The organism is Streptomyces sp. M-16, from assembly GCF_052114405.1.
In the GTDB taxonomy this organism is placed as follows: Bacteria; Actinomycetota; Actinomycetes; order Streptomycetales; family Streptomycetaceae; genus Streptomyces.
Map to the genome: position 1 here is coordinate 39,599 of NZ_JBFRER010000036.1, position 19,897 is coordinate 59,495.

At 72.0% G+C, this 19,897-nt stretch carries 17 protein-coding genes; 6 read left to right on the forward strand and 11 right to left on the reverse strand.

Annotated elements, in window-relative coordinates; all coding sequences use genetic code 11:
* Window positions 1-51: 51 nt before the first annotated feature.
* On the reverse strand, window positions 52-1,311 hold the full coding sequence (locus AB4039_RS18810) for an ATP-grasp domain-containing protein (protein ID WP_266841327.1): 1,260 nt from the start codon (window positions 1,309-1,311) through the stop codon (window positions 52-54).
* A gap of 144 nt (window positions 1,312-1,455) precedes the next feature.
* On the opposite strand from AB4039_RS18810, the gene AB4039_RS18815 reads away from it, so the two are divergent.
* Both AB4039_RS18815 and AB4039_RS18820 read left to right on the forward strand, forming a co-directional pair.
* Entirely contained in the window at window positions 1,456-2,508 is a 1,053-nt protein-coding gene (locus tag AB4039_RS18815; RefSeq protein WP_266841325.1) for a helix-turn-helix domain-containing protein, read from the forward strand.
* Between the two features lie 143 nt (window positions 2,509-2,651).
* The gene (locus AB4039_RS18820) at window positions 2,652-3,287 is read left to right on the forward strand and encodes a hypothetical protein (protein WP_266841324.1); all 636 of its coding nucleotides are present in this window, start codon (window positions 2,652-2,654) and stop codon (window positions 3,285-3,287) included.
* 10 nt (window positions 3,288-3,297) lie between these two features.
* Here the strand turns inward: AB4039_RS18820 and AB4039_RS18825 are convergent, their stop codons facing one another.
* Complete coding sequence (locus tag AB4039_RS18825; RefSeq protein WP_266841323.1) at window positions 3,298-4,215, reverse strand: LysR family transcriptional regulator; 918 nt, start codon at window positions 4,213-4,215, stop codon at window positions 3,298-3,300.
* Window positions 4,216-4,334: 119 nt separating this feature from the next.
* Here AB4039_RS18825 and AB4039_RS18830 point away from each other — a divergent pair, with 119 nt between their 5' ends.
* The 3 genes from AB4039_RS18830 to AB4039_RS18840 all read left to right on the forward strand — a co-directional run bounded on the left by AB4039_RS18830 (window position 4,335) and on the right by AB4039_RS18840 (window position 7,661).
* Window positions 4,335-5,630: an MFS transporter gene (locus AB4039_RS18830; protein WP_266841322.1), complete on the forward strand. Its 1,296-nt coding sequence runs from the start codon at window positions 4,335-4,337 to the stop codon at window positions 5,628-5,630.
* Between the two features lie 225 nt (window positions 5,631-5,855).
* The gene (locus AB4039_RS18835) at window positions 5,856-6,572 is read left to right on the forward strand and encodes a L,D-transpeptidase family protein (RefSeq protein WP_442271242.1); all 717 of its coding nucleotides are present in this window, start codon (window positions 5,856-5,858) and stop codon (window positions 6,570-6,572) included.
* Window positions 6,573-6,653: 81 nt separating this feature from the next.
* On the forward strand, window positions 6,654-7,661 hold the full coding sequence (locus AB4039_RS18840; protein WP_442271243.1) for a sigma-70 family RNA polymerase sigma factor: 1,008 nt from the start codon (window positions 6,654-6,656) through the stop codon (window positions 7,659-7,661).
* 265 nt (window positions 7,662-7,926) lie between these two features.
* On the opposite strand, the gene AB4039_RS18845 is transcribed toward AB4039_RS18840, so the two are convergent.
* The 9 genes from AB4039_RS18845 to AB4039_RS18885 all read right to left on the reverse strand — a co-directional run bounded on the left by AB4039_RS18845 (window position 7,927) and on the right by AB4039_RS18885 (window position 18,600).
* Window positions 7,927-8,517 (reverse strand): Uma2 family endonuclease, encoded by a 591-nt coding sequence (locus tag AB4039_RS18845; protein ID WP_266841318.1) that lies wholly within the window; start codon window positions 8,515-8,517, stop codon window positions 7,927-7,929.
* Between the two features lie 96 nt (window positions 8,518-8,613).
* Window positions 8,614-9,891, reverse strand: coding sequence for a thymidine phosphorylase (locus tag AB4039_RS18850; protein ID WP_030231066.1), 1,278 nt, complete (start codon window positions 9,889-9,891; stop codon window positions 8,614-8,616).
* A gap of 137 nt (window positions 9,892-10,028) precedes the next feature.
* Window positions 10,029-10,427: a cytidine deaminase gene (locus AB4039_RS18855; protein WP_266841315.1), complete on the reverse strand. Its 399-nt coding sequence runs from the start codon at window positions 10,425-10,427 to the stop codon at window positions 10,029-10,031.
* The gene (locus tag AB4039_RS18860) at window positions 10,424-11,689 is read right to left on the reverse strand and encodes an ABC transporter permease (protein WP_266841314.1); all 1,266 of its coding nucleotides are present in this window, start codon (window positions 11,687-11,689) and stop codon (window positions 10,424-10,426) included. Before AB4039_RS18860 ends, AB4039_RS18855 begins: the two co-directional genes overlap by 4 nt.
* Window positions 11,686-12,801: an ABC transporter permease gene (locus AB4039_RS18865; RefSeq protein ID WP_266841313.1), complete on the reverse strand. Its 1,116-nt coding sequence runs from the start codon at window positions 12,799-12,801 to the stop codon at window positions 11,686-11,688. Before AB4039_RS18865 ends, AB4039_RS18860 begins: the two co-directional genes overlap by 4 nt.
* Window positions 12,798-14,495, reverse strand: a complete 1,698-nt coding sequence (locus AB4039_RS18870; protein WP_442271244.1) for an ABC transporter ATP-binding protein — start codon at window positions 14,493-14,495, stop codon at window positions 12,798-12,800. Before AB4039_RS18870 ends, AB4039_RS18865 begins: the two co-directional genes overlap by 4 nt.
* Before the next feature lie 201 nt (window positions 14,496-14,696).
* Window positions 14,697-15,767 (reverse strand): BMP family ABC transporter substrate-binding protein, encoded by a 1,071-nt coding sequence (locus tag AB4039_RS18875; protein ID WP_266841310.1) that lies wholly within the window; start codon window positions 15,765-15,767, stop codon window positions 14,697-14,699.
* Between the two features lie 242 nt (window positions 15,768-16,009).
* Complete coding sequence (locus tag AB4039_RS18880) at window positions 16,010-17,254, reverse strand: amidohydrolase (protein ID WP_266841821.1); 1,245 nt, start codon at window positions 17,252-17,254, stop codon at window positions 16,010-16,012.
* A 137-nt stretch (window positions 17,255-17,391) separates the two neighbouring features.
* Window positions 17,392-18,600, reverse strand: a complete 1,209-nt coding sequence (locus AB4039_RS18885) for a hypothetical protein (protein WP_442271245.1) — start codon at window positions 18,598-18,600, stop codon at window positions 17,392-17,394.
* Window positions 18,601-18,806: 206 nt separating this feature from the next.
* Between AB4039_RS18885 and AB4039_RS18890 the strand changes: the two genes are divergently transcribed.
* On the forward strand, window positions 18,807-19,897 hold a 1,091-nt coding region (locus AB4039_RS18890; protein ID WP_442271246.1), incomplete at its 3' end, for an RNA-guided endonuclease InsQ/TnpB family protein.

Genomic DNA, 19,897 nt, shown 5'->3' on the forward strand with positions numbered 1-19,897 from the left:
GGGTGGCCGGGGGAGGTGAATCCCGCGTGGATTCGGTGTGTGGGGCGGGGTCTAGCCGGTGCGCGGGGCCGGGGCGGGGGCGTGGAGGAGGGCGGTGGCCCGGTCCAGGCTGCGGGTGAGGGCGGGGCGGGTCGGACCGGTGGCGAGGACGTACGCGTGGTGGTGGGCGCCGGTGGGGGCCCGGCGGACGGTGGCGTCCGGCGGGACCTGGAGCTGGACGCGCACCACTCCGGGGAGGGCGCGGGCGGCGGCGAGGGCGTCGGCGGCCCCGGCCGGGCCGCCGCCGGGCGGGAAGTCGACGTAGCGCAGGCCCGCGTGGGCGGTGGCGGGCGGTTTGCGGACGGGCGCGGGCAGGCCGAGGCCGGCGGTGAGGGCGTGGGCGAGTACGTCGGTGCCGTGCGCGAGGCGCAGCAGCTGGGTGACCTCCTCGGCGCCGGGGTGGGGGTGCGTCTCGATCAGGCGGGGGCCGCGGGCGGTGAGGACGACCTCGGTGTGGGAGGGGCCGTCGCGGTGGCCGGCCAGGTCGAGCACGCCGCGCACGAGGGCCCGTACGGCTTCGGCGGTGGCGGGGTCGAGGGCCACGGGCGCGTCGTGCCCGGCGGCGGTGGGGGCGTGGGCGGGYGGGCCGGGGTCGGGGGTGGGGGTGGGCAGGCTCCTGGTCCAGCCGAGGACGCGGTGGCGGCCCTGCCGGGAGAGGGTCTGGACGGCGAGTTCGGGGCCTTCCAGGAACTCCTCCACCAGCAGGTCGGTGACCTCGGGGTAGTGCGGGGCGGCGGCCCGCGCGCCGGCCTCGTCGTGGACGACGAGCACGCCTTCGCCGTGGGCGCCGGCTCGGGGCTTGATGACGCAGGGGTAGCCGATGAGGGTGGTGAGGAAGGGGATCAGGGCGGCCCGGCCGCAGCGGGCGAAGGAGACGGGCCGGGCGGGGTGGAGGGTGTTGGCGCGGGCGCGCAGGGTGGACTTGTCCATGAGGGCCGTGACGGCGGAGGCCGGGGTGCCGGGCAGGCCGAGGGCCTCGTTGGCGCGGGCGGCGGCCAGGGCCGTGGCGGGGCCGAAGCCGAAGACGCGGGCCCTGCCGTGGCCGACCTCCGCCAGCCGGGCGACGGCCCCGACCAGACGGGGGTGGTCGCGCCAGTCCGTCCGTACCCGCCGCTCCGCCCCCTCACGGTCGGATGGCACCGATGGATCCGGCGCGACCACCACGGTGCGCGCGCCCGCACGGCGGGCGGCGGCCACCTCGGCGGGACACGGGCCGAGCAGGACCGCCACGGGTCTGTGCCGTGGTCCGGTGGTCGTCCCCTGCTGCCGCATACCGCGCTCCCCCCGTCACGCCGTGCCCCCACTGTGCCGGTCCGGCATATGCCTGAGTCGCCCTTTCAGGCGTCGAGTTGCCGCCTTGCGGGAACACGAGGGGTTTATAAACGGATACACACAGGGACGAATAGGCATATGCCAGTGGATGCCGAGGAAGTCGACCGGGCGGGGGGCGGGGGCGATCTGAGCCCCGCCGCGCGACGCCTCTACGCCTACGCGGTGGAACGGCCGGCCTTCACCGCCGCCGAGGCCACCTCGGCCCTCGGCGTCCGCGCGGGTGCCGCGATCACCGAGCTGGCCGCCGGGCACCTGCTCCAGCGGGCCCCGGGGACGGGTCCGGAGCGGTGGACCGCGGTGGCGCCCCGGGCCGCGGCAGCCCGCGCGCTGGCCCCGCTCGCGCTGCTCGTACGGGAGACCCACGACGAGATGGACCGGCTGCGCGGACGGCTGGAGGCGCTGGTGCCCGCGTACGAGGCGGGGGCCGCGCACCGGGACCTGAGCGGGGCGGGCCGGCTGGAGCTGGTGACGGACCTGGGGGCGGTGCGCGGGCTGATCACGGAGCTGGCGGCGGGGTGCGAGCGGGAACTGCTGACCTCCCAGCCGGGCGGCGGGCGGCCGCAGGAAACCCTGGAGGAGGCGGTCGGGCGGGACGAGTCGCTGCTGGCCCGCGGGGTGCGGATGCGGACGATCTACCAGCACACGGCGCGCTACTCACGGCCGACGGCGGCGTACGTCGAGCGGGTGACGGCGCTGGGCGCGCAGGTGCGGACGCTGGGCGACGGGCTGATGCGGATGCTGATCTTCGACGCGCGGACGGGGCTGATGGCGGTGCCGGACCGGACGGGGGCGGCGCTGGTGGTCCGGGAGCCGAGCGTCGTCCACTTCATGACGGCCGCCTTCGAGCGGTCCTGGCTGGGAGCGCAGCCGTTCGCCACGACGGTGAGTCCGGAGGCGGCCCGGTCGATCTCGGACGAGCTGCGGCAGACGATCGTGCGGCTGCTGTCGGAGGGGCTGGAGGACAAGGTGATCGCGCGCCGGCTGGGGATGTCGGAGCGGACGTGCCAGCGGCACATCGCGGAGATCATGCGGGCGGTGGGCGCCAAGTCCCGCTTCCAGGCCGGGTACCTGCTCTCGGCGGCGGCCGCGGACCACCGCCCCGACCAGGACCCCGGAACCGGCGAACCCCTCCGCTGACGGCGACCGCCCGAACCCGCGGGTCCTCGGCGCCGGGTGCCGCGCGCAGGAGGGGCACGTGCTCTGCGGCGGGCCGCGCGCAGGAGGGGCACGTGCTCTGCGGCGGGCCGCCGGGCCGTCAGGAGCGCTGTTAGCCTGCGGCGATGGGACTGGACATCACCGTGGTCACGGCCGACTGGGAACACCTGGCCCGGATACCGGCCGCCGCGCGCCTGGACGCCCTGACCGACGCCGTGTGCCCGGACTTCTGCTGCGACCGCTGCGAGGAGGCCGACCGCGCCGTGCCGGGCGGCTGGGTGTGGCAGCGGGGGACGCCGTGGTGCGCCGAGTACCGGTTCTTCGGGACCACCGGTACGTACGCCTGGCACTTCCAGTTGGCCGAGGCCTGGGAGGACCTGCGCCCGGCGGCCGCGCCCGCGCTGCGGGAGGCCCTCGACCGTTTCCTGGGCGGCCTGTTCTGGTACGGCCCGGACCGGTGGGCGGGAGCGGAACCGGACGACGGGCCCCGGCCCGCCCCCGGCTTCCCGGGCGACCCGGCACCGTGGCGCCCCGAGGTGCTCGTGCTCGGTTCGCCGGACGAGGTGGCGGCGCTGGCCCGTGCCTGGGAGGCGGCCGCGCCCCGGCTGGAGGAGCTCCGGGAGCCCTTCGCCGCCACGGCCGACCACCGGCCGGCCTGGCTCGGCACCTTCGACGTCACCGGCGCGCTCCTGCGCGAGTGGGGTGAGGTGGTCACGGGGGCCGGGGAGCGCGGCTGGGGGCTGATCGGGCTGCCGTACTGAACGCGGCCGGCTAGGCGGGCGGTTCCAGTTCGGGGATCAGGCGCCCCCGGCGGGACAGCAGGAAGCGCTTGAACTCCGCCACCGGCGGGGTGTCGGGGTGGCCGTCCAGCCAGGCGACGCCGATCTGGCGCACCGCGCGCGGCGCCGTCACCGTCAGCTCCACCACCCCGGGCCGGGGCACGGCGGGCGGCGGCAGCAGGGCCACGCCCAGGCCCGCCGCGACGAGGCCGCGCAGGGTCTCGGCCTCCTCGCCCTCGAAGGCCACCTTGGGGGTGAAGCCCGCCTCCGCGCACAGGTCGTCGGTGATGCGCCGCAGGCCGTAGCCCGCCTCCAGGGTGACGAAGGTTTCCTCCGCGGCCTCGGCGAGCCGGATCCGCTTGCGCACCGCGAGGCGGTGGTCGTCCGGGACCACCAGGCGCAGCCGCTGTTCGTCGAGCCGGCGGGCCACCAGGTCGGGGGCGTCGGGCAGGGGCGAGGTCAGGCAGAGGTCGAGCTCCCCGGCCCGGAGCTTCTCCAGCATGGCCTCGCCGTAGTTCTGGACGAGGGAGAACCGTACGCGCGGGTGGTCGGCCCGGAAGGCGCGGATCAGGCCGGGCACGGTCTCGGGGCCCAGGGTGTGCAGGAAGCCGAAGGCGACCTTCCCGAAGGACGGGTCGGCGTCCTCCTGGACGGAGCCGGCCGCGTGGGCGATGCCGTCCAGGGCCCGTTCGGCGGAGGCGAGGAAGGTGCGGCCGGCCGTGGTGAGGGCGACGGTGCGGCCCTTGCGGGCGAACAGCGTGACGCCCAGGTCCTGTTCGAGGCGGACCATCGCCCTCGACAGGGTGGACTGCGGGACGCCCAGCTCGTGCGCGGCGCGGGTGACGTGCTCGTGCCGGGCGACGGCGGCGAAGTACGCGAGGCGCGGGGCCAGCAGGCGTGTCACGGCCATGTCTTCTTCGTAACGGTTCGTTGACATGTACGCCCCTGAGCTGTGGTGATGCGCGAGTGGATCGATTATCGCGAATTCGTGCATTGGACGCATGAAAAACAGGGGCCTACCTTCGACGTATGCCTCCCGCTCATACCGGGGCACCCGTCACCTCGGGTGCCTCCACCGCGTCGTTCCCGCAGCCCGAAGCCCACTCCCCCGGCCGCCCCGGCTACCGCCGGATGAGCCTCGCGCTCTTCGCCGCCGGACTGGCGACCTTCGCCCTCCTCTACTCCACCCAGGCGCTGCTGCCCGCGGTCTCCGCCGGCTTCGGCGTGACGGCCGGTCAGGCCAGCTGGACGGTGTCGGCGGCCACCGGCGCGCTCGCCCTGTTCGTCCTGCCGCTCAGCGCGCTGTCCGAACGGTTCGGGCGGACCCGGATGATGACCTGGTCGATGGTGATCGCCGTCGGCGTCGGACTCCTCGTCCCCTTCGCGCCGAACCTGGAGTGGCTGGTGGCGCTGCGCGCGGTGCAGGGTGCGGCGATCGCCGGGATCCCGGCCTCCGCGATGGCGTACCTCGCGGAGGAGGTCAAGCCGAAGGCCCTGGTCGGGGCGATCGGCCTGTTCGTGGCGGGCAACTCCATCGGCGGCATGAGCGGCCGCATCGTGACCGGCTGGGCCGCGCAGCTGTGGGGCTGGCGGGCCGGTCTGCTGGCCGTCGGTCTGATGGCGCTGGCCTGCGCGGCGGCCTTCCTGGTGCTGCTGCCCCGGGCGCGGTTCTTCCGGCCGGCCTCCCTGAACCCGCGCGCGGTGGGACGTACCGTCGCCGTGCACCTGCGCGATCCGCTGCTGCTGCGGCTCTACGGGATCGGCGCGCTGTTCATGACCGTCTTCGGGGCGGTGTACACGGTCATCGGCTACCGGCTGGTGGACGAGCCCTTCTCGTTGCCGCAGGGTGTCGTCGGCTCGGTGTTCCTCGTCTACCTGGTGGGTACGGCCTCGTCGGCCGCGGCCGGCCAGCTGGTGGCCCGTACGGGGCGGCGCGGGGCGCTGTACCTGGCGGTGACCACGACCGCGCTGGGTCTGCTGCTGTCGCTGGCCGACTCCCTCGCCTCGATCCTGGCGGGGCTGGTGCTGATCACGTCGGGCTTCTTCGCCGGGCACGCCGTGGCCTCGGCGGCGGTGAGCCGGACGGCGAAGTCGGGCCGGGCGCAGGCCTCCGCGCTCTACCAGTCCGCGTACTACCTGGGCTCCAGCGCGGGCGGCACCCTGGGCGCGCTGGCCTACCACGCCTCGGGCTGGGCGGCCACGGTCGGCATCGCGCTGCTGGCGGTGGTGGGCGTCGCGTCGATCACCCTCTACGGGTCCCACGCGGCCCGGGTGGAGCGGGCGCGCGGACGGCGGCTCGCGGCTCCGGCCGCGGCGGCCCGCTGACCGGCGGGGACCGACGGGGACCGACGGGGACCGGCCTGAACCGGCGGACCGACAGCGGATCGGACACGGATCGGGCGGCCGGCGAACGGCCGTCCGATCTGCACATCTCCCTTTGCCGGACCTCCTGACGAAAGCGGCCCCAGACCCTACGCTCGCCTTGCGACTCGCCGTGTTTCCGGGGCATGGGGCCCCCGAACGCCCGGGGCGAGGGCAGGGGAGGACCCGATGGCGGGGATACGGGTGCGCGCGAAGCGGCGTGCCGCGGTGGTGTTCGGCGGGGCGCTGGCCCTCGCGGTACCGGTGGTGCTGACGGGGGGCGGGCCGGCCCAGGCCGCCGCCACCGCCTCGTGCAACGTGACCACCGGGCCCTACCAGCGTCAGGTGGAGCAGTTCCTGGGGCGGCCGGTGGACGGGGTGCAGTCGGCGGCCGACTGCGCGGCGGTCCAGTCCTTCCAGGCCACCCACGGGATCACCCCCACGATGGGGTACGCGGGCCCGCTGACCTGGCAGACGATGGACACGATGCTCGCGCAGCGCGCGGCGGGCAAGAACCCGAACGCGGCCGGGACCTGTCCCACCAACCTGGGCCGGATCGCCTGCGTGGACCTGACCCGGCAGCTCAGCTGGATCCAGGACGGCGCGGCGCTGAAGTACGGGCCGGTGCCGGTGCGCACCGGCAAGGCGGAGACCCCGACGCGGACCGGCCTGAAGAAGATCTACTACCGGTCCATCGACCACTGGTCCACGATCTACAACGTCTCGATGCCGTACGCGCAGTTCTTCGACGGCGGGATCGCCTTCCACTCGGTGACCAAGAGCATGTGGAACCCGCCGGGTTCCGGCGGCTGCGTGAACATGACGACGGCCGACGCCAAGGCGTACTGGAACATGCTGGGCAACGGCGAGGACGTCTTCGTGTACGGGCGCAAGCCCGGCACCTGACACTCCCCCTCGCTCCCGGCTGCCGTTGTCGGACCCCTCGGGTAGTTTCCGTCGGAGACGGAACTACCTGGGGGCGACACCATGACCGACCTCGCGACGACACCGCCGGACCTCGACGCCGCGATGGACCGTTACCGCGTCGAACTGACCGGGTACTGCTACCGGATGCTCGGTTCGGCCTTCGACGCCGAGGACGCGGTGCAGGACACGTACATCCGTGCCTGGCGGGCGTACGAGAAGTTCGAGGGCCGCTCCTCGCTGCGGTCCTGGCTCTACCGGATCGCCACCAACGTCTGCCTGGACCTGCTGAACGCGGGCAGCAAGCGGGCCCGTCCCATGGACTTCGGCGCCCCGCAGCACCAGGCCTCCGCCGTGCTCAACGAGCGGCCCGAGGTGACCTGGCTGGAGCCGGTGCCCGACGGGCGGGTGCTGCCGCAGACCGCCGACCCGGCCGAGCTGGCGCTGGCCAAGGAGTCCGTCCGGCTGGCCTTCGTCGCCGCCCTCCAGCACCTGCCGGCCAAACAGCGGGCCGTGCTGATCCTGCGGGAGGTGCTGGCCTGGAAGGCGGACGAGGTCGCGCAGCTCCTGGAGACCACGGTGGCCTCGGTGAACAGCGCCCTCCAGCGGGCCCGGGCCACCCTGGCGGGCCGGCCCCCGCGCCAGAGCGAGGCGGCCGACCCGCTGGACGCGGACCAGGCGGAGCTGCTGGGCCGGTACCTGTCCGCCTTCGAGGCCTACGACATCACGCGGCTGACGGCCCTGCTGCACGAGGACGCGGTGCTGTCGATGCCGCCGTTCGACCTGTGGCTCCGGGGCCACGCCGACATCGCGGCGTGGCACCTGAACCAGGGCATCGGCTGCAAGGGCTCCCGTCTCGTCCCCACCACGGCGAACGGCATGCCGGCCTTCGGCCAGTACCGGCCGGCGGCCTCGGGGAAGGGGCACGCTCCGTGGGCGCTCCAGGTCCTGGAGATCTCAGACGGGAAGATCGTCGGGCTCAACGCCTTCCTCGACACCGCCCGCTGGTTCCCGCTCTTCGGGCTCCCCGAGGAGCTGGACGAGTCCTACGAGGTCCAGCAGGGCGCGTAGCGAGGGCGCGGCCCGCACCCGGAAGGGAACGCCGAGTCGCCGGGCGGTCAGGGCGGCCCGCGCCAGAGCCTGGACGGTCACGAGAGTGGGTGCGGCGACTCCCCTCGCGTCGCACACCACCGCCTCGGGCCCGTCCCCGCACAGCTCGCGCACGTGCGCGCACAACTCGTCGGTATCCGGCTCCGGACCCCGTAGGCCCAGGGTTCTGATCTCCATGTGAGGCAGACCCCTGGCTCCGCCCGAACTCATCGGCTGAGCCGGCGCCCTACGGTCGGGGGAAGGAAAAGGTGTCGAGGGCCAGGTCGAACGGCTCGGGCACGTGCATGGCCTCGCCGAACTTGCACGCCGAAAGGACCCGGTACTTCCCGTCGCCGGGCTCGCCGTAGAGGTGCAGGGTGGGGCTGCCGGTCGCGTGAGGGTCGATGAGGAGGTAGAGGGGGACGCCCGCCGCGGCGTATCCCTTGAGTTTGGCGACGCGGTCGTTGACGGCGTTCGACTTCGAGGTGATCTCGACGACGAGCTGGGCGACGGCCGCGGGAGCGAAGTTCTCTCCCCTCGGAACTGCGTCCCTCGGTACGACCGCGAGGTCCGGGATGTAGAGGCCGCCATGGCTCGGGACGGCCAGATTGAGGCTCTGGAAGACTCCCCAGTCGTCGGGGATCGCCGTGTACAGGCGCCTCTGCACCAGTTCCGCGATCAGGTTGTGGTCGTTGGCAGGCGGTGGTGCCACGGTGACGATCCCCTCGATGATCTCCACCTTGCAGCCCTTCGGCACGCCCATCTCCTCCCAGAGCTGGACGACCGAATCCCAGTCGTCACCGCTCGGGGGCTGGTGCTCGACTGCGAGTGCACTCATGGTGTGCTCCTCAATCGGTTCGTCACCGGTCCCAGCATGCCGAACGGGACCGGCGGGGGTCCACCGGTCCCGTTCACCCGAATGGGAAACCGCAGGTCAGGCGATGCGGTCCAGCACGATCGGCGTGGCCGAGAAGGCCGTGCCCGCCGGGGCGACGTCGTAGGAGCCCTCCAGGGAGGCCAGGGCGTACTCGAACTTCTCCGGGGTGTCCGTGTGCAGGGTCATCAGCGGCTGGCCCGCGGTGACCGTGTCGCCCGGCTTCGCGTGCAGCTCGATGCCCGCGCCGGCCTGGACCGGGTCCTCCTTGCGGGCGCGGCCCGCGCCCAGTCGCCAGGCGCCGACGCCCACGGCGTACGCGTCGAGGCGGGTCAGGACGCCCGAGGCCGAGGCGGTGACCACGTGCTGCTCGCGGGCCACCGGCAGGGCGGCGTCCGGGTCGCCGCCCTGGGCGGAGATCATCCGGCGCCACACGTCCATCGCGGAGCCGTCGGCCAGGGCCTTCGCCGGGTCGGCGTCCTTGATGCCCGCGGCGTCCAGCATCTCGCGGGCCAGGGCCAGCGTCAGCTCGACCACGTCGGAGGGGCCGCCGCCGGCCAGGACCTCGACGGACTCGCGGATCTCCAGGGCGTTGCCCGCGGTCAGGCCCAGCGGGGTGGACATGTCGGTGAGCAGGGCGATCGTCTTGACGCCGCTGTCGGTGCCGAGGGCCACCATGGTGGAGGCCAGCTCGCGGGCGTCCTCGATGTTCTTCATGAACGCGCCGGTGCCGACCTTGACGTCCAGGACGAGCGAGCCCGTACCCTCGGCGATCTTCTTCGACATGATCGAGGAGGCGATCAGCGGGATGGCCTCGACGGTGCCGGTGACGTCGCGCAGGGCGTACAGCTTCTTGTCGGCGGGGGCCAGGCCGTCGCCCGCCGCGCAGATGACTGCGCCGGTGGTGTCGAGGACGTTCAGCATCTCCTCGTTGGAGAGCAGCGCCCGCCAGCCCGGGATGGACTCCAGCTTGTCCAGGGTGCCGCCGGTGTGGCCCAGGCCGCGGCCGGAGAGCTGCGGCACGGCCGCGCCGCAGGCGGCGACGAGCGGGGCCAGCGGGAGGGTGATCTTGTCGCCGACGCCGCCGGTGGAGTGCTTGTCGGCGGTGGGGCGGGAGAGGGAGTCGAAGTTCATCCGCTCGCCGGAAGCGATCATCGCGGCGGTCCAGCGGGCGATCTCGGCCCGGTTCATGCCGTTCAGCAGGATGGCCATGGCCAGCGCGGACATCTGCTCGTCGGCGACGACCCCGCGGGTGTAGGCGTCGATGACCCAGTCGATCTGCTCGGGGCTCAGCTCACCGCGGTCCCGCTTGGTCCGGATGACGGAGATGACGTCCATGAGGTGACTTCCTTCTACGCGCATAGAGATGAGGGAGGGGGTTCAGGGGAATTCAAGGGGGCCTCCGGGGGAACCGACCGGCCCGGAGGAAGCGGGACGGCCCTCCGCCCGGCAGGGGCGGAGGGCCGTCGGCACGGCTATCTCAGGTGGTCGGGCCCGAAGGCCTGCGGCAGCATCGCGCTCAGCGGGAGGATCCCGTCGGGCGTGTCCACCAGCAGGTCCGGGCCGCCGAACTCGTAGAGCAGCTGGCGGCAGCGCCCGCAGGGGACGAGGCTCGCGCCCTTGCCGTCCACGCACGTGAAGTGGGTGAGACGGCCGCCGCCGGTGGCCTGGAGGGAGGAGACCAGACCGCACTCGGCGCACAGGCCGAGTCCGTAGCTGGCGTTCTCGACGTTGCAGCCGGTCACGACCCGGCCGTCGTCGACCAGCGCGGCCACCCCGACCGGGAAGCCCGAGTAGGGGGCGTACGCCCGGGTCATCGCGTCCCGGGCGGCGGCCCGCAGGGCTTCCCAGTCCACCGCGTGCTCCGCGGTCACTTGCCCTGGCCCTTGCGGTACGGCATGCCGTCCGCCTTGGGCATGCGCAGGCGCTGCGCCGACAGGGCGAGCACGAGCAGCGTGGTCAGGTACGGGGCGGCGTCGACGAACTGGCTCGGCACCTGGTCGGTGAGCGCGTACCAGAGGAAGAGCCCGCCGGCGCAGACCGCCGCGATGGCGGCCTGGACGTGCTTCTTCTTGTACAGCTGCCAGACGACGACGAGCACCAGCAGGATCGCCAGGAGCAGCAGCATCGCGTGGACGTTCTCGGCACCGCCGCGCAGGCGGAGGCTGTAGGTGAAGCCGAAGAGGCCCGAGCCCAGGGCCATGCCGCCCGGCATCCAGTTACCGAAGATCATCGCGGCGAGACCGATGTAGCCGCGGCCGCCGGTCTGGCCCTCCTGGTAGATGCCGGTGGAGACGATCGCGAGGAAGGCGCCGCCGAGTCCGGCCATCGCGCCGGAGACGATCACCGCGATGTACTTGTACTTGTAGACGTTGACGCCGAGGGACTCCGCGGCGATCGGGTTCTCACCGCAGGAGCGCAGTCGCAGGCCGAAGGCGGTGCGCCACAGCACCCACCAGGTGGCGGGGACCAGGAGCACCGCGACGACCGTCAGCAGCGAGAGGTTGGTGACCAGACCGCCGACGAGGCCGGCGGCGTCCGAGATCAGGAACCAGTGCTTGCCCTGGAGCGTCGCCATCCAGTCCGAGAGCCCCGGGATCGTGATCTCGGTGATCGGATCGATGCGCGGGGACTGCTTGGAGGAGCCGCCCGGGGTCTTGTCGAAGGTGAAGTTCGACAGGTACTGGGTGAAGCCGACGGCCAGGATGTTGATCGCCACACCGGAGACGATGTGGTTCACGTTGAAGGTCACGGTGATGATCGCGTGCAACAGGCCGCCGATCGCACCGCCGATGATGCCGACGAGGACACCGGTCCACGGACCCCACTGGTAGCCGGCCCAGGCGCCGAACCAGGTGCCGAGGATCATCATGCCTTCGAGGCCGATGTTGACCACGCCCGCGCGCTCGGCCCACAGGCCGCCGAGGCCCGCGAGGGCGATCGGCACCGCGAGCTGGAGGGCGCCGGAGACCTGGCCGACGGAGGTCAGGTCGTTGGCTCCGGAGATCAGCCGGACGACCGAGACCAGTGCGAGGCCTGCCGCGATCATCAGCAGGATCCAGGGCAGGGTGAGCTTGCGGCGGCCGCCGCCCTTCTTGGGCGCGGCGCTCGTCGCGGAAACGGTGCTGGTGCTCACGCCGCGACCTCCTTGTTGTCGGTCTTGAGGGCGTGGCCGGCGGCCAGCTCTTCGCCGACCTTCTGCTGCTGGCGGCGGATGCCGTAGCGGCGGACGAGCTCGTAGCTGACGACGACCGCGATCACGATCAGGCCCTGCATGATCGTGCCGATCTCCTTGGCGTACCCCTCGGTGTCGAGACCGGCGGACGCCTTGTCGATGAAGGCGATCAGGAAGGCCGAGAAGAAGATGCCGATCGGGTTGTTGCGGCCGAGCAGAGCGACGGTGATGCCGGTGAAGCCGACACCCAGCGGGAAGGACAGGTTGTACGTGTGCGACTCGCCCAGCAGCAGCGGCATGCCGGTCAGACCGGCGACCGCGCCCGAGATGAGCATCGCAGTCATGATCATCTTCTTGGGCTCGACGCCGGAGGCCTGCGCGGCGGACTCGCTGGCGCCGGAGGCGCGCAGGTCGAAGCCGAAGCGGGTCCGGTTGAGCACGAACCAGTAGACGACGCCGAGCACGAAGGCGACGAAGGTGAAGCCGTAGATGTCGCCGCCGGGCAGGGACAGGGCCGGGAACCAGCCGGACTCCGGGATGTCGCCGGTGGTCAGGTCGTTCGAGCCGGCCGGCTGCACGCCGAGGTTCTTCGGCAGGATCAGCCAGGCGATCAGCGAGGTCGCAATGGCGTTGAGCATGATCGTGGAGACGACCTCGCTCACGCCGCGGCGGGCCTTGAGGATGCCCGCGATACCGGACCAGAAGGCGCCGGTCGCCATGGCGACGAGCACGATCAGCAGGACGTGCAGCGGCCCGGGCAGCGAGACCGAGGCACCGACCACGGCGGAGACCATCGCGGCGAGGCGGTACTGGCCGTCGACGCCGATGTTGAAGAGGTTCATCCGGAAGCCGATGGCGACGGCCAGGGCTGCCAGGAAGTAGATGCCGGCCTGATTGATGATCAGGACCTGGATGTCCTCGTAGCTCGCCTGCTCGATCATGATCCGCAGCGGGTCGATCGGGTCCACGCCCGAAGCGGCCAGCACGATCATGGTCAGCAGCAGGGCGCTGACCAGCGCGAGCACCGGTCCGGCCGCCGCCAGGAGCAGCCGGTCCTTGTCGAATTTCTTCATCGGGCCTCGTCCTCCGTGGTGTCGCCGTCGACCCCGGCGGAGTTGTCGTTTTGGGCTTCGAGGTGCCCGCCGGCGGCGCCGGTCATGGYGGTGCCGAGCTCCTCGGGGGTGATCGTCGCCGGGTCGGCGTCCGCGACCAGGCGACCGCGGTAGATGACGCGCAGGGTGTCGGACAGGCCGATCAGCTCGTCCAGGTCGGCCGAGATCAGCAGCACGGCCAGGCCCTCGCGACGGGCCTCGCGGATGGCGTCCCAGATCTGCGCCTGCGCTCCGACGTCCACACCACGAGTGGGGTGCGCGGCGATCAGGAACTTCGGGTTGTGGCTCATCTCGCGGCCGACGATCAGCTTCTGCTGGTTGCCGCCGGACAGGGAGGCCGCCGTGACGTCGATGCCCGGGGTGCGGACGTCGTACTCGCGCACGATCCGCTCGGTGTCCTTGCGGGCGGCCTTCGGGTCGAGGATGCCGCCCTTGGAGTTCGGCTTCTCGGTGACGTGGCCGAGGATGCGGTTCTCCCAGAGGGGGGACTCCAGGAGCAGACCGTGCCGGTGGCGGTCCTCGGGGATGTAACCGATGCCGCCCTCGCGGCGCTTGCGGACCGGCATCTTGGTGATGTCGGCGCCGTCGAGGGTGATGACGCCCGCGTCGGGGGTGATCATGCCCATGAGGGCCTCGATCAGCTCCGTCTGGCCGTTGCCCTCGACGCCGGCGATGCCGAGGATCTCGCCCTTGTGGATGGTGAAGCAGATCCCGTCGAGCAGGAGGCGGCCGGCGACCGGGGCCTCGCGCAGGTCGGTGTCGGAGTCGCCCAGGACCGGCGTGGAGGTCTCGGGGGTGGTGACGGTGCCGGACTCGGCGATGGTCAGGCTCTCGACCTTGAGCATCGGGGTCGTGGTCACCGTGGACTCGCGGGTCTCCGGCGAGGGCAGCTCGGTGCCGACCATCAGCTCGGCGAGCTGCTTGGTCGTCGCCGTCTTCGGGTCGGCGGTGCCGACCGTGGTGCCGCGGCGGATGACGGTGATGTCGTCGGCGACCTTCAGCACCTCGCCCAGCTTGTGCGAGATGAAGATGACGGTCAGGCCCTCGGCCTTGAGCTCGCGCAGGTTGTCGAAGAGCGCGTCCACTTCCTGCGGCACGAGCACGGCGGTGGGCTCGTCGAGGATGAGGGTCTTCGCGCCGCGGTAGAGGACCTTGAGGATCTCCACGCGCTGGCGGTCGGCGACACCGAGGTCCTCGATCAGGGCGTCGGGGCGCGCGCCGAGGCCGTACGCGTCCGAGATCTCCATGATCTTCTTGCGGGCCTTGGCGCCGATGCCGTAGAGCTTCTCGCCGCCGAGGACGACGTTCTCCAGCACGGTGAGGTTGTCGGCCAGCATGAAGTGCTGGTGGACCATGCCGATGCCGCGGGCGATGGCCTCGCCCGGGTTGTTGAAGGAGACCTGCTCCCCGTCGATGGCGATGGTGCCCTCGTCCGGCTTCTGCATGCCGTAGAGGATCTTCATCAGGGTCGACTTGCCGGCACCGTTCTCACCGATGAGGGCGTGGACCGTGCCCTTGCGGACGGAGATGGCGATGTCCTTGTTGGCGACGACGCCGGGGAAACGCTTGGTGATGCCGTGCAGTTCTACGGCGAGAGGGGGGCTGGACGCGTTGATGACGCACTCTCCTTGGCGCGGAAGGAGCTGGAAAGCCAAGTTGGCAGGGGGGACAGGGCGGGGGAGAGAAGGTATCGCGTCCACGATGCCTCTACGCGCGTAGCACTGTCGAAAGTGAAAACTTGCGGCCAACTGGCCACAAGTTCGCACGGACTGGGGGCGAAGACGTGGTTCGGGGTCCGGGAGCGGGTTGACCGCTTCCGGACCCCGGGGACCACGACTACGCGTCAGACATGAGCCTTACGGCGCGGTCTTGACGGTGATCTTCTTCGCGATGATGTCGGCCTTGGCCTTCTCCACCGCGGCGGTGACGTCCGTCATTTCCTTGTACTTCGGGTTGGAGTCGGCCAGGCCGACACCGTTCTTGTCCAGGCCGTAACGGACCTCGCCGGACTCCGGCTTGCCGTCCTTGACCGACTTGATCAGGTCGTAGACCGAGAGGGACACGTCCTTGGTGACCGAGGTCAGGATGTGGTCCTTGTACTTCGCCAGACCGGGCTGGTTGTACTGGTCGGAGTCGACACCGATGGCCCACTTGCCCGCGGTGGAGGCGGCCTCGATGGCGCCCGAGCCCGCGAGACCGGCGGCGGCGTAGATCACGTCGGCGCCGCCGTCGAGCTGGCCCTTGGCGGTGGCCTTGCCGAGGTCGGGCTTGGCGAAGCCCGAGAAGTCCGGCGGCTGCGTCAGGTAGGCCGACAGCACCTTGGCGTTCGGGTTGGTGTCCTTGACGCCCTGCTCGAAGCCCGCCTGGAACTTCTTGATCAGCGGAACCTCGACGCCGCCGATGAAGCCGACCGTGCCGGACTTCGACGCCTTGGCGGCGGCGACGCCGGCCAGGTAGGAGCCCTGCTCCTCGTTGAAGACCAGGTTGGCGATGTTCGTGCCGGTCTTCGAGGTGTCGTCGATGATGCCGAACGTGGTGTTCGGGAACTTCTTCGCGACCTTCTCGATGGCCGGGGCGTAGGAGAAACCGACGCCGATGACCGGGTTGTTGCCCTTGCGCGCCAGCTCGGTGAGGCGCTGGACCTTGTCGGCCTCGCTCTCGCCCTCGGTGGGCTCCGCCTCGGCGGTCTTGACCTTGAGGTCCTTCGCGGCCTTCTCCAGGCCCGCGTAGGCGGCGTCGTTGAACGACTGGTCGCCGCGGCCACCGACGTCGTAGGCGATGGCGGCGCCGGCGCTCTTCGTCTCCGAGGACGAGGAGGAGGACGACGACGAGGCGTCCGAGGACTTCTTTCCGCCACAGGCGGTGGCCGAGAGGGCCAGCGCCGCGGACGCGATGCCCACGGTGGCGATCCTGGTGATCCGGCGCAAGGGGAGGCTCCTTCAAAACCTGACCGAAGCGCCACGACCGGCGCTGGTTTAGCGGCGATCGTAACGCGCGTAGATGTCAGTTAAAGGCCCGTTCATGAGTCGTTATCGGATCGTCGCGAACCGGACAGTGACCGATCGGTAACTCGACAGCTGTCCAGCCCTTGTGTACCAAGGGCTGGACAGCTCCACCGGCCTAGAACGGATCGGGGTACGGGCTTTGCCCCCGCTTTGCCGCGCGTGCGCTAACCGGCCACGCCCGCGCGGCAGCCGTCGAGCAGTGCGGCGGCGGTGAAGAACTCCACGCCGACGCCGATCGCGCTCTCGTCGACGTCGAAGTCGCCCCGGTGCAGGTCTCGCTTGGTGGTGTCGCCGGGCCTGCGGACGCCGAGGCGGGCCATGGCGCCGGGGACGTGCTCCAGGTACCAGGAGAAGTCCTCGCCGCCGAGGCTCTGCTCGGTGTCCTCGATCGACCCGGCGCCGCAGCGGGCCGCCATCGCCTCCCGGAGCAGTTCGGTGACGACCGGGTCGTTGACCACCGGGGGGACCCCGCGCACGTGGTTGATCTCGAACTTCGCCCCGTGCATCGTGGCGACCTCGTCGATCGCCGCGTGGATCATGTCGGGGGCCTCGTACCAGGCGTTCAGGTCCAGGCAGCGGACGGTGCCGGACAGCTCCGCCTGCATCGGGATGACGTTGCAGGCGTGCCCCGCCTCGATCCGGCCCCAGGTGACCGACATGCCCGAGCGGGCGTCCATGCGCCGGGTCAGCAGGGCGGGGACGTCGACGGCGAGGCGGGCGGCGGCCGTCACCAGGTCGGTGGTCAGGTGCGGGCGGGCGGTGTGACCGCCCGGGCCGGAGAGGCTGACCTCCAGCCGGTCGCAGGCAGAGGTGATCGCTCCGGTCCGCAGACCGATCCGGCCCGCGTCGACGCGCGGGTCGCAGTGGACCGCGACGATCCGCCCCACCCCGTCCAGCACCCCGGACTCGATGGCCTCGCTCGCGCCGCCCGGCAGCACCTCCTCGGCGGGCTGGAACAGCAACCGCACCGGGCGGGGCAGCAGCCCCTGGCGGTCGAGCTCGGCGAGCACCAGGCCCGCGCCGAGGACGACGGCCGTGTGCACGTCGTGCCCGCAGGCGTGGGCACGGTCCGGAACGGTGGAGCGGTACGCGACGTGCGTCTTGGCGTCCGGAATCGGCAGGGCGTCGATGTCCGCGCGCAGGGCCAGCATCGGCCGCCCCCCGTCCCGGGTCCCGACGTCACAGATCAGCCCCGTACCGGACTTCAGCACGCGTGGGCGCAGGCCGGCTTTTTCCAGCCGGGCCTTGATCGCCGCCGTGGTGCGGAACTCCTGGTGTCCTAGCTCGGGATGCATGTGCAAGTCCCGTCGGAAGGCGATCAGTTCGGCACGCAGGTGGTCCGGAAGCTTGCCGGGCAGCTCGGGCCGGTCGGGCGTGCCGGGCAGGGCGGTCTGGGACTCGCGGGACATCAACTGGTTCACCCGTTGAAGGGTAGGCGCACGGATGGGTCAACTGGCCGGAGATCACCAAAAGTTCATGCCGTTAGGGGAAAGAAACCCGGCCTCTGGACGCATGACCGTATGCTGCCGGGGGTAAACTCGCGCGCTCATCCGGCCGCGGGCGCTGCCTGAGCGGGGAGTCTGCGCACATCACGGGCGGTTTCGGTGACGCCCGCGAGGAAGCTGCGGGCCCTCGGCGAGGCGGCGGCGGTGAGCCAGGCGGGGTCGATATCGCATACGGCCACCGTCACGCCAGTCCCGGTCAGCGCGAACGGCAGCGTGTGGACGACGGTGGACGGGAAGCTGACGATCGTACGGCCGACCGGGCCGCGCCGGGCGATCAGCTCCAGCGGCAGGTCCGGGCGCACGATCTCCAGCCCGGTCGCCCCGCTGAGCGCGCGCAGCTTCTCCGGGGACTCGCGGCGGTGCGCGAAGTAGCGGGTCACGCCGTGCTCCAGGGTCAGGGCGCGGACCGCGTCGAGGTAGCGGGCCGGGTCGACGACCCCGGTCTCCACCAGGGAGGTGCCGACCAGGTCGGTGCCCTTGGTCAGACGGGGCGGGCCGAAGCGGGAGCGGGTCCAGGCGAAGTCGTTGACGCGCAGCCGCATCCCGGGCAGCGCGGTGACCGGCATCGAGGTGAAGACCTCCGTGACGCGCCCGCCGCGCGGGGTCAGCCGGCGTCGCGCCGTCCCCGACACCGGGGCGTACGCGAGCTCGCGCGCCCGGGACAGGGTCCCGCCGCCGGTGCGGTGCCAGCGCCGCAGCCGCTCGCCGCGCCCGAGCTGCGCGATGAACTCCATGGTGGCGGTGCCGTCGTCCACGACGACCAGTTCGGCGGTGCGGGCCGGGACCAGCAGCAGCTGCACGAGCCGCGAGAAGGGGTCTCCGACGACGATCCGCCCGGCCCGGCGCACGGCCGGGGTGAGCGCGGTCAGGGCCCCCACGGGGCTGCCGGAGCCGCCGCGGGCCTCCTGCCAGTGCACGGCGTGGCCCTCGTCGCGGGCGATTCCGGCGACCCGGCGCAGCTGTCCTCGGGACATCGGGTCAGTGGGGGGCAGGACGACGACGCGCAGCCATCCGGCGGCCGGCCGCGGCGGGCCGTCCTGCGGGCGGCGGGCGCGGCCGGGGAGGGAACCGGGCTGGCGGGGGACGGCGGACAGCAGGGGCGCGGGGGCCTCGGCGGGGGCCCCGGCCTCGGACTCGGCATGCGCGTGGGCATGGGCGTGGGCCTGGGTGTGGGCGTGGGCCCATTCGAGCACGTTGAGCAGCTGGACCGGGCTCTCGACGAGGGCCAGCGTGGGGGCGGGAGAGTTCACCAGATTTCTCCCAGGAGGCGCCGGCCTTCAAGCCGGGGAGGAATGGGTCCTTGGGGCGGAGCCGCGAAGCGGCGGAGTTCGTTGCACATTTGCTCTGACCTGCACTCTCTTCCGTTGTCAGTGGCGGGCGTTAGGCTGTGGAGCATGACGACGGCAGGATCGGGAGCTGATGGTGGCGGGCATGCCCGTACACCTTCCGGCTCCGTGTGTCGTCCGCCGCGCGGGCTGCCCTGGAAGGGGAGTGGGCGCGGTGCCGTTGGGTGTGGAATGAGTGCGTGGCGATGTCCCGCAAGGTCCACCGGCTCAACAGGACTGCCGTCGAGAAGATCACGTGCGGTCCGGCGCAGCTCGACAGGATGCTGACCGGGGCCCGCCGGTCGATGGGCCGGCTGCGCGAGGGTTCTTCGGTTCCTCAGCAGCAGACCATCCGGGACTTCGCGAAGTCCCGCGCCAAGGCCCTCAAAGACGTCAAGGCGAAGCTGCCCGTCAGGCAGCGGGCCGGAATGCCCCGCATCAAGCGCAAGCGCGAGGCGCTGCCGTCGCTGAACCACACCACCCGCGGGTTCCGGGTGGGAGGCGGTCGCCTGCACCTGGCAGGCGGGATCACTTTGTCGGTGGTGTGGTCGCGTGATCTTCTGTCCGCACCCAGTTCGGTGCGGATCTACCGGGACAGCCTCGGGCATTGGTACGCCTGGTTCGTCGTCGCCACCGACGCCGTCCCGCTGCCCGCCACGGGACGGGTGATCGGCGTCGACTGGGGCGTCAGGGAGACCGCGACCACCACCTCCGACGACCACTACCTCCCGCACGCCGGGCACGGCAAGGCAGCCGCCGTGAAGCCGGCCCGCTACCAGCGGATGATGGCCCGCCGGAAGACGCCGAAGAACCGGCCCGGCACCAGCGGATACGGGAAGACCCGCAAGGCTGCGGCGAAGGTGTCGAAGAAGATCGCCCGGCAGCGGCAGGACACCGGCCGCAAGTGGGCCAAACGGGTCGTCCGGGACTTCGGCCACCTCGCCGCCGAAGACTTCCGTCCGCGGTTCCTCGCGAAGTCCACCATGGCCCGCAAAGCGGCCGACGCCGCGATCGGCGCCACCAAGACCGCTCTGGTCGAGATGGCCCGCAAGCACGGCAAGACCGTGCACCTTGTCCACCCCGCGCACACCACCATGGACTGCGCACAGTGCGGAGCGAGAGCCAAGCACGCACTCCCCCTCTCCGAGAGAACGTATACGTGCACCGCGTGCGGAGCGGTGTCCCCCAGGGACAAGAACTCCGCCCGCGTGATGCTCGTCCG

Coding starts and splice junctions, on each gene's coding strand:
- AB4039_RS18820 (WP_266841324.1), top strand. CDS start 2,652: ATGGGACTGGACATCACCGTGGTCACGGCCGACTGGGAACACCTGGCC.
- AB4039_RS18825 (WP_266841323.1), bottom strand. CDS start 4,215: ATGGCCGTGACACGCCTGCTGGCCCCGCGCCTCGCGTACTTCGCCGCC.
- AB4039_RS18830 (WP_266841322.1), top strand. CDS start 4,335: ATGCCTCCCGCTCATACCGGGGCACCCGTCACCTCGGGTGCCTCCACC.
- AB4039_RS18835 (WP_442271242.1), top strand. CDS start 5,856: ATGGCGGGGATACGGGTGCGCGCGAAGCGGCGTGCCGCGGTGGTGTTC.
- AB4039_RS18840 (WP_442271243.1), top strand. CDS start 6,654: ATGACCGACCTCGCGACGACACCGCCGGACCTCGACGCCGCGATGGAC.
- AB4039_RS18845 (WP_266841318.1), bottom strand. CDS start 8,517: ATGAGTGCACTCGCAGTCGAGCACCAGCCCCCGAGCGGTGACGACTGG.
- AB4039_RS18850 (WP_030231066.1), bottom strand. CDS start 9,891: ATGGACGTCATCTCCGTCATCCGGACCAAGCGGGACCGCGGTGAGCTG.
- AB4039_RS18865 (WP_266841313.1), bottom strand. CDS start 12,801: ATGAAGAAATTCGACAAGGACCGGCTGCTCCTGGCGGCGGCCGGACCG.
- AB4039_RS18880 (WP_266841821.1), bottom strand. CDS start 17,254: ATGTCCCGCGAGTCCCAGACCGCCCTGCCCGGCACGCCCGACCGGCCC.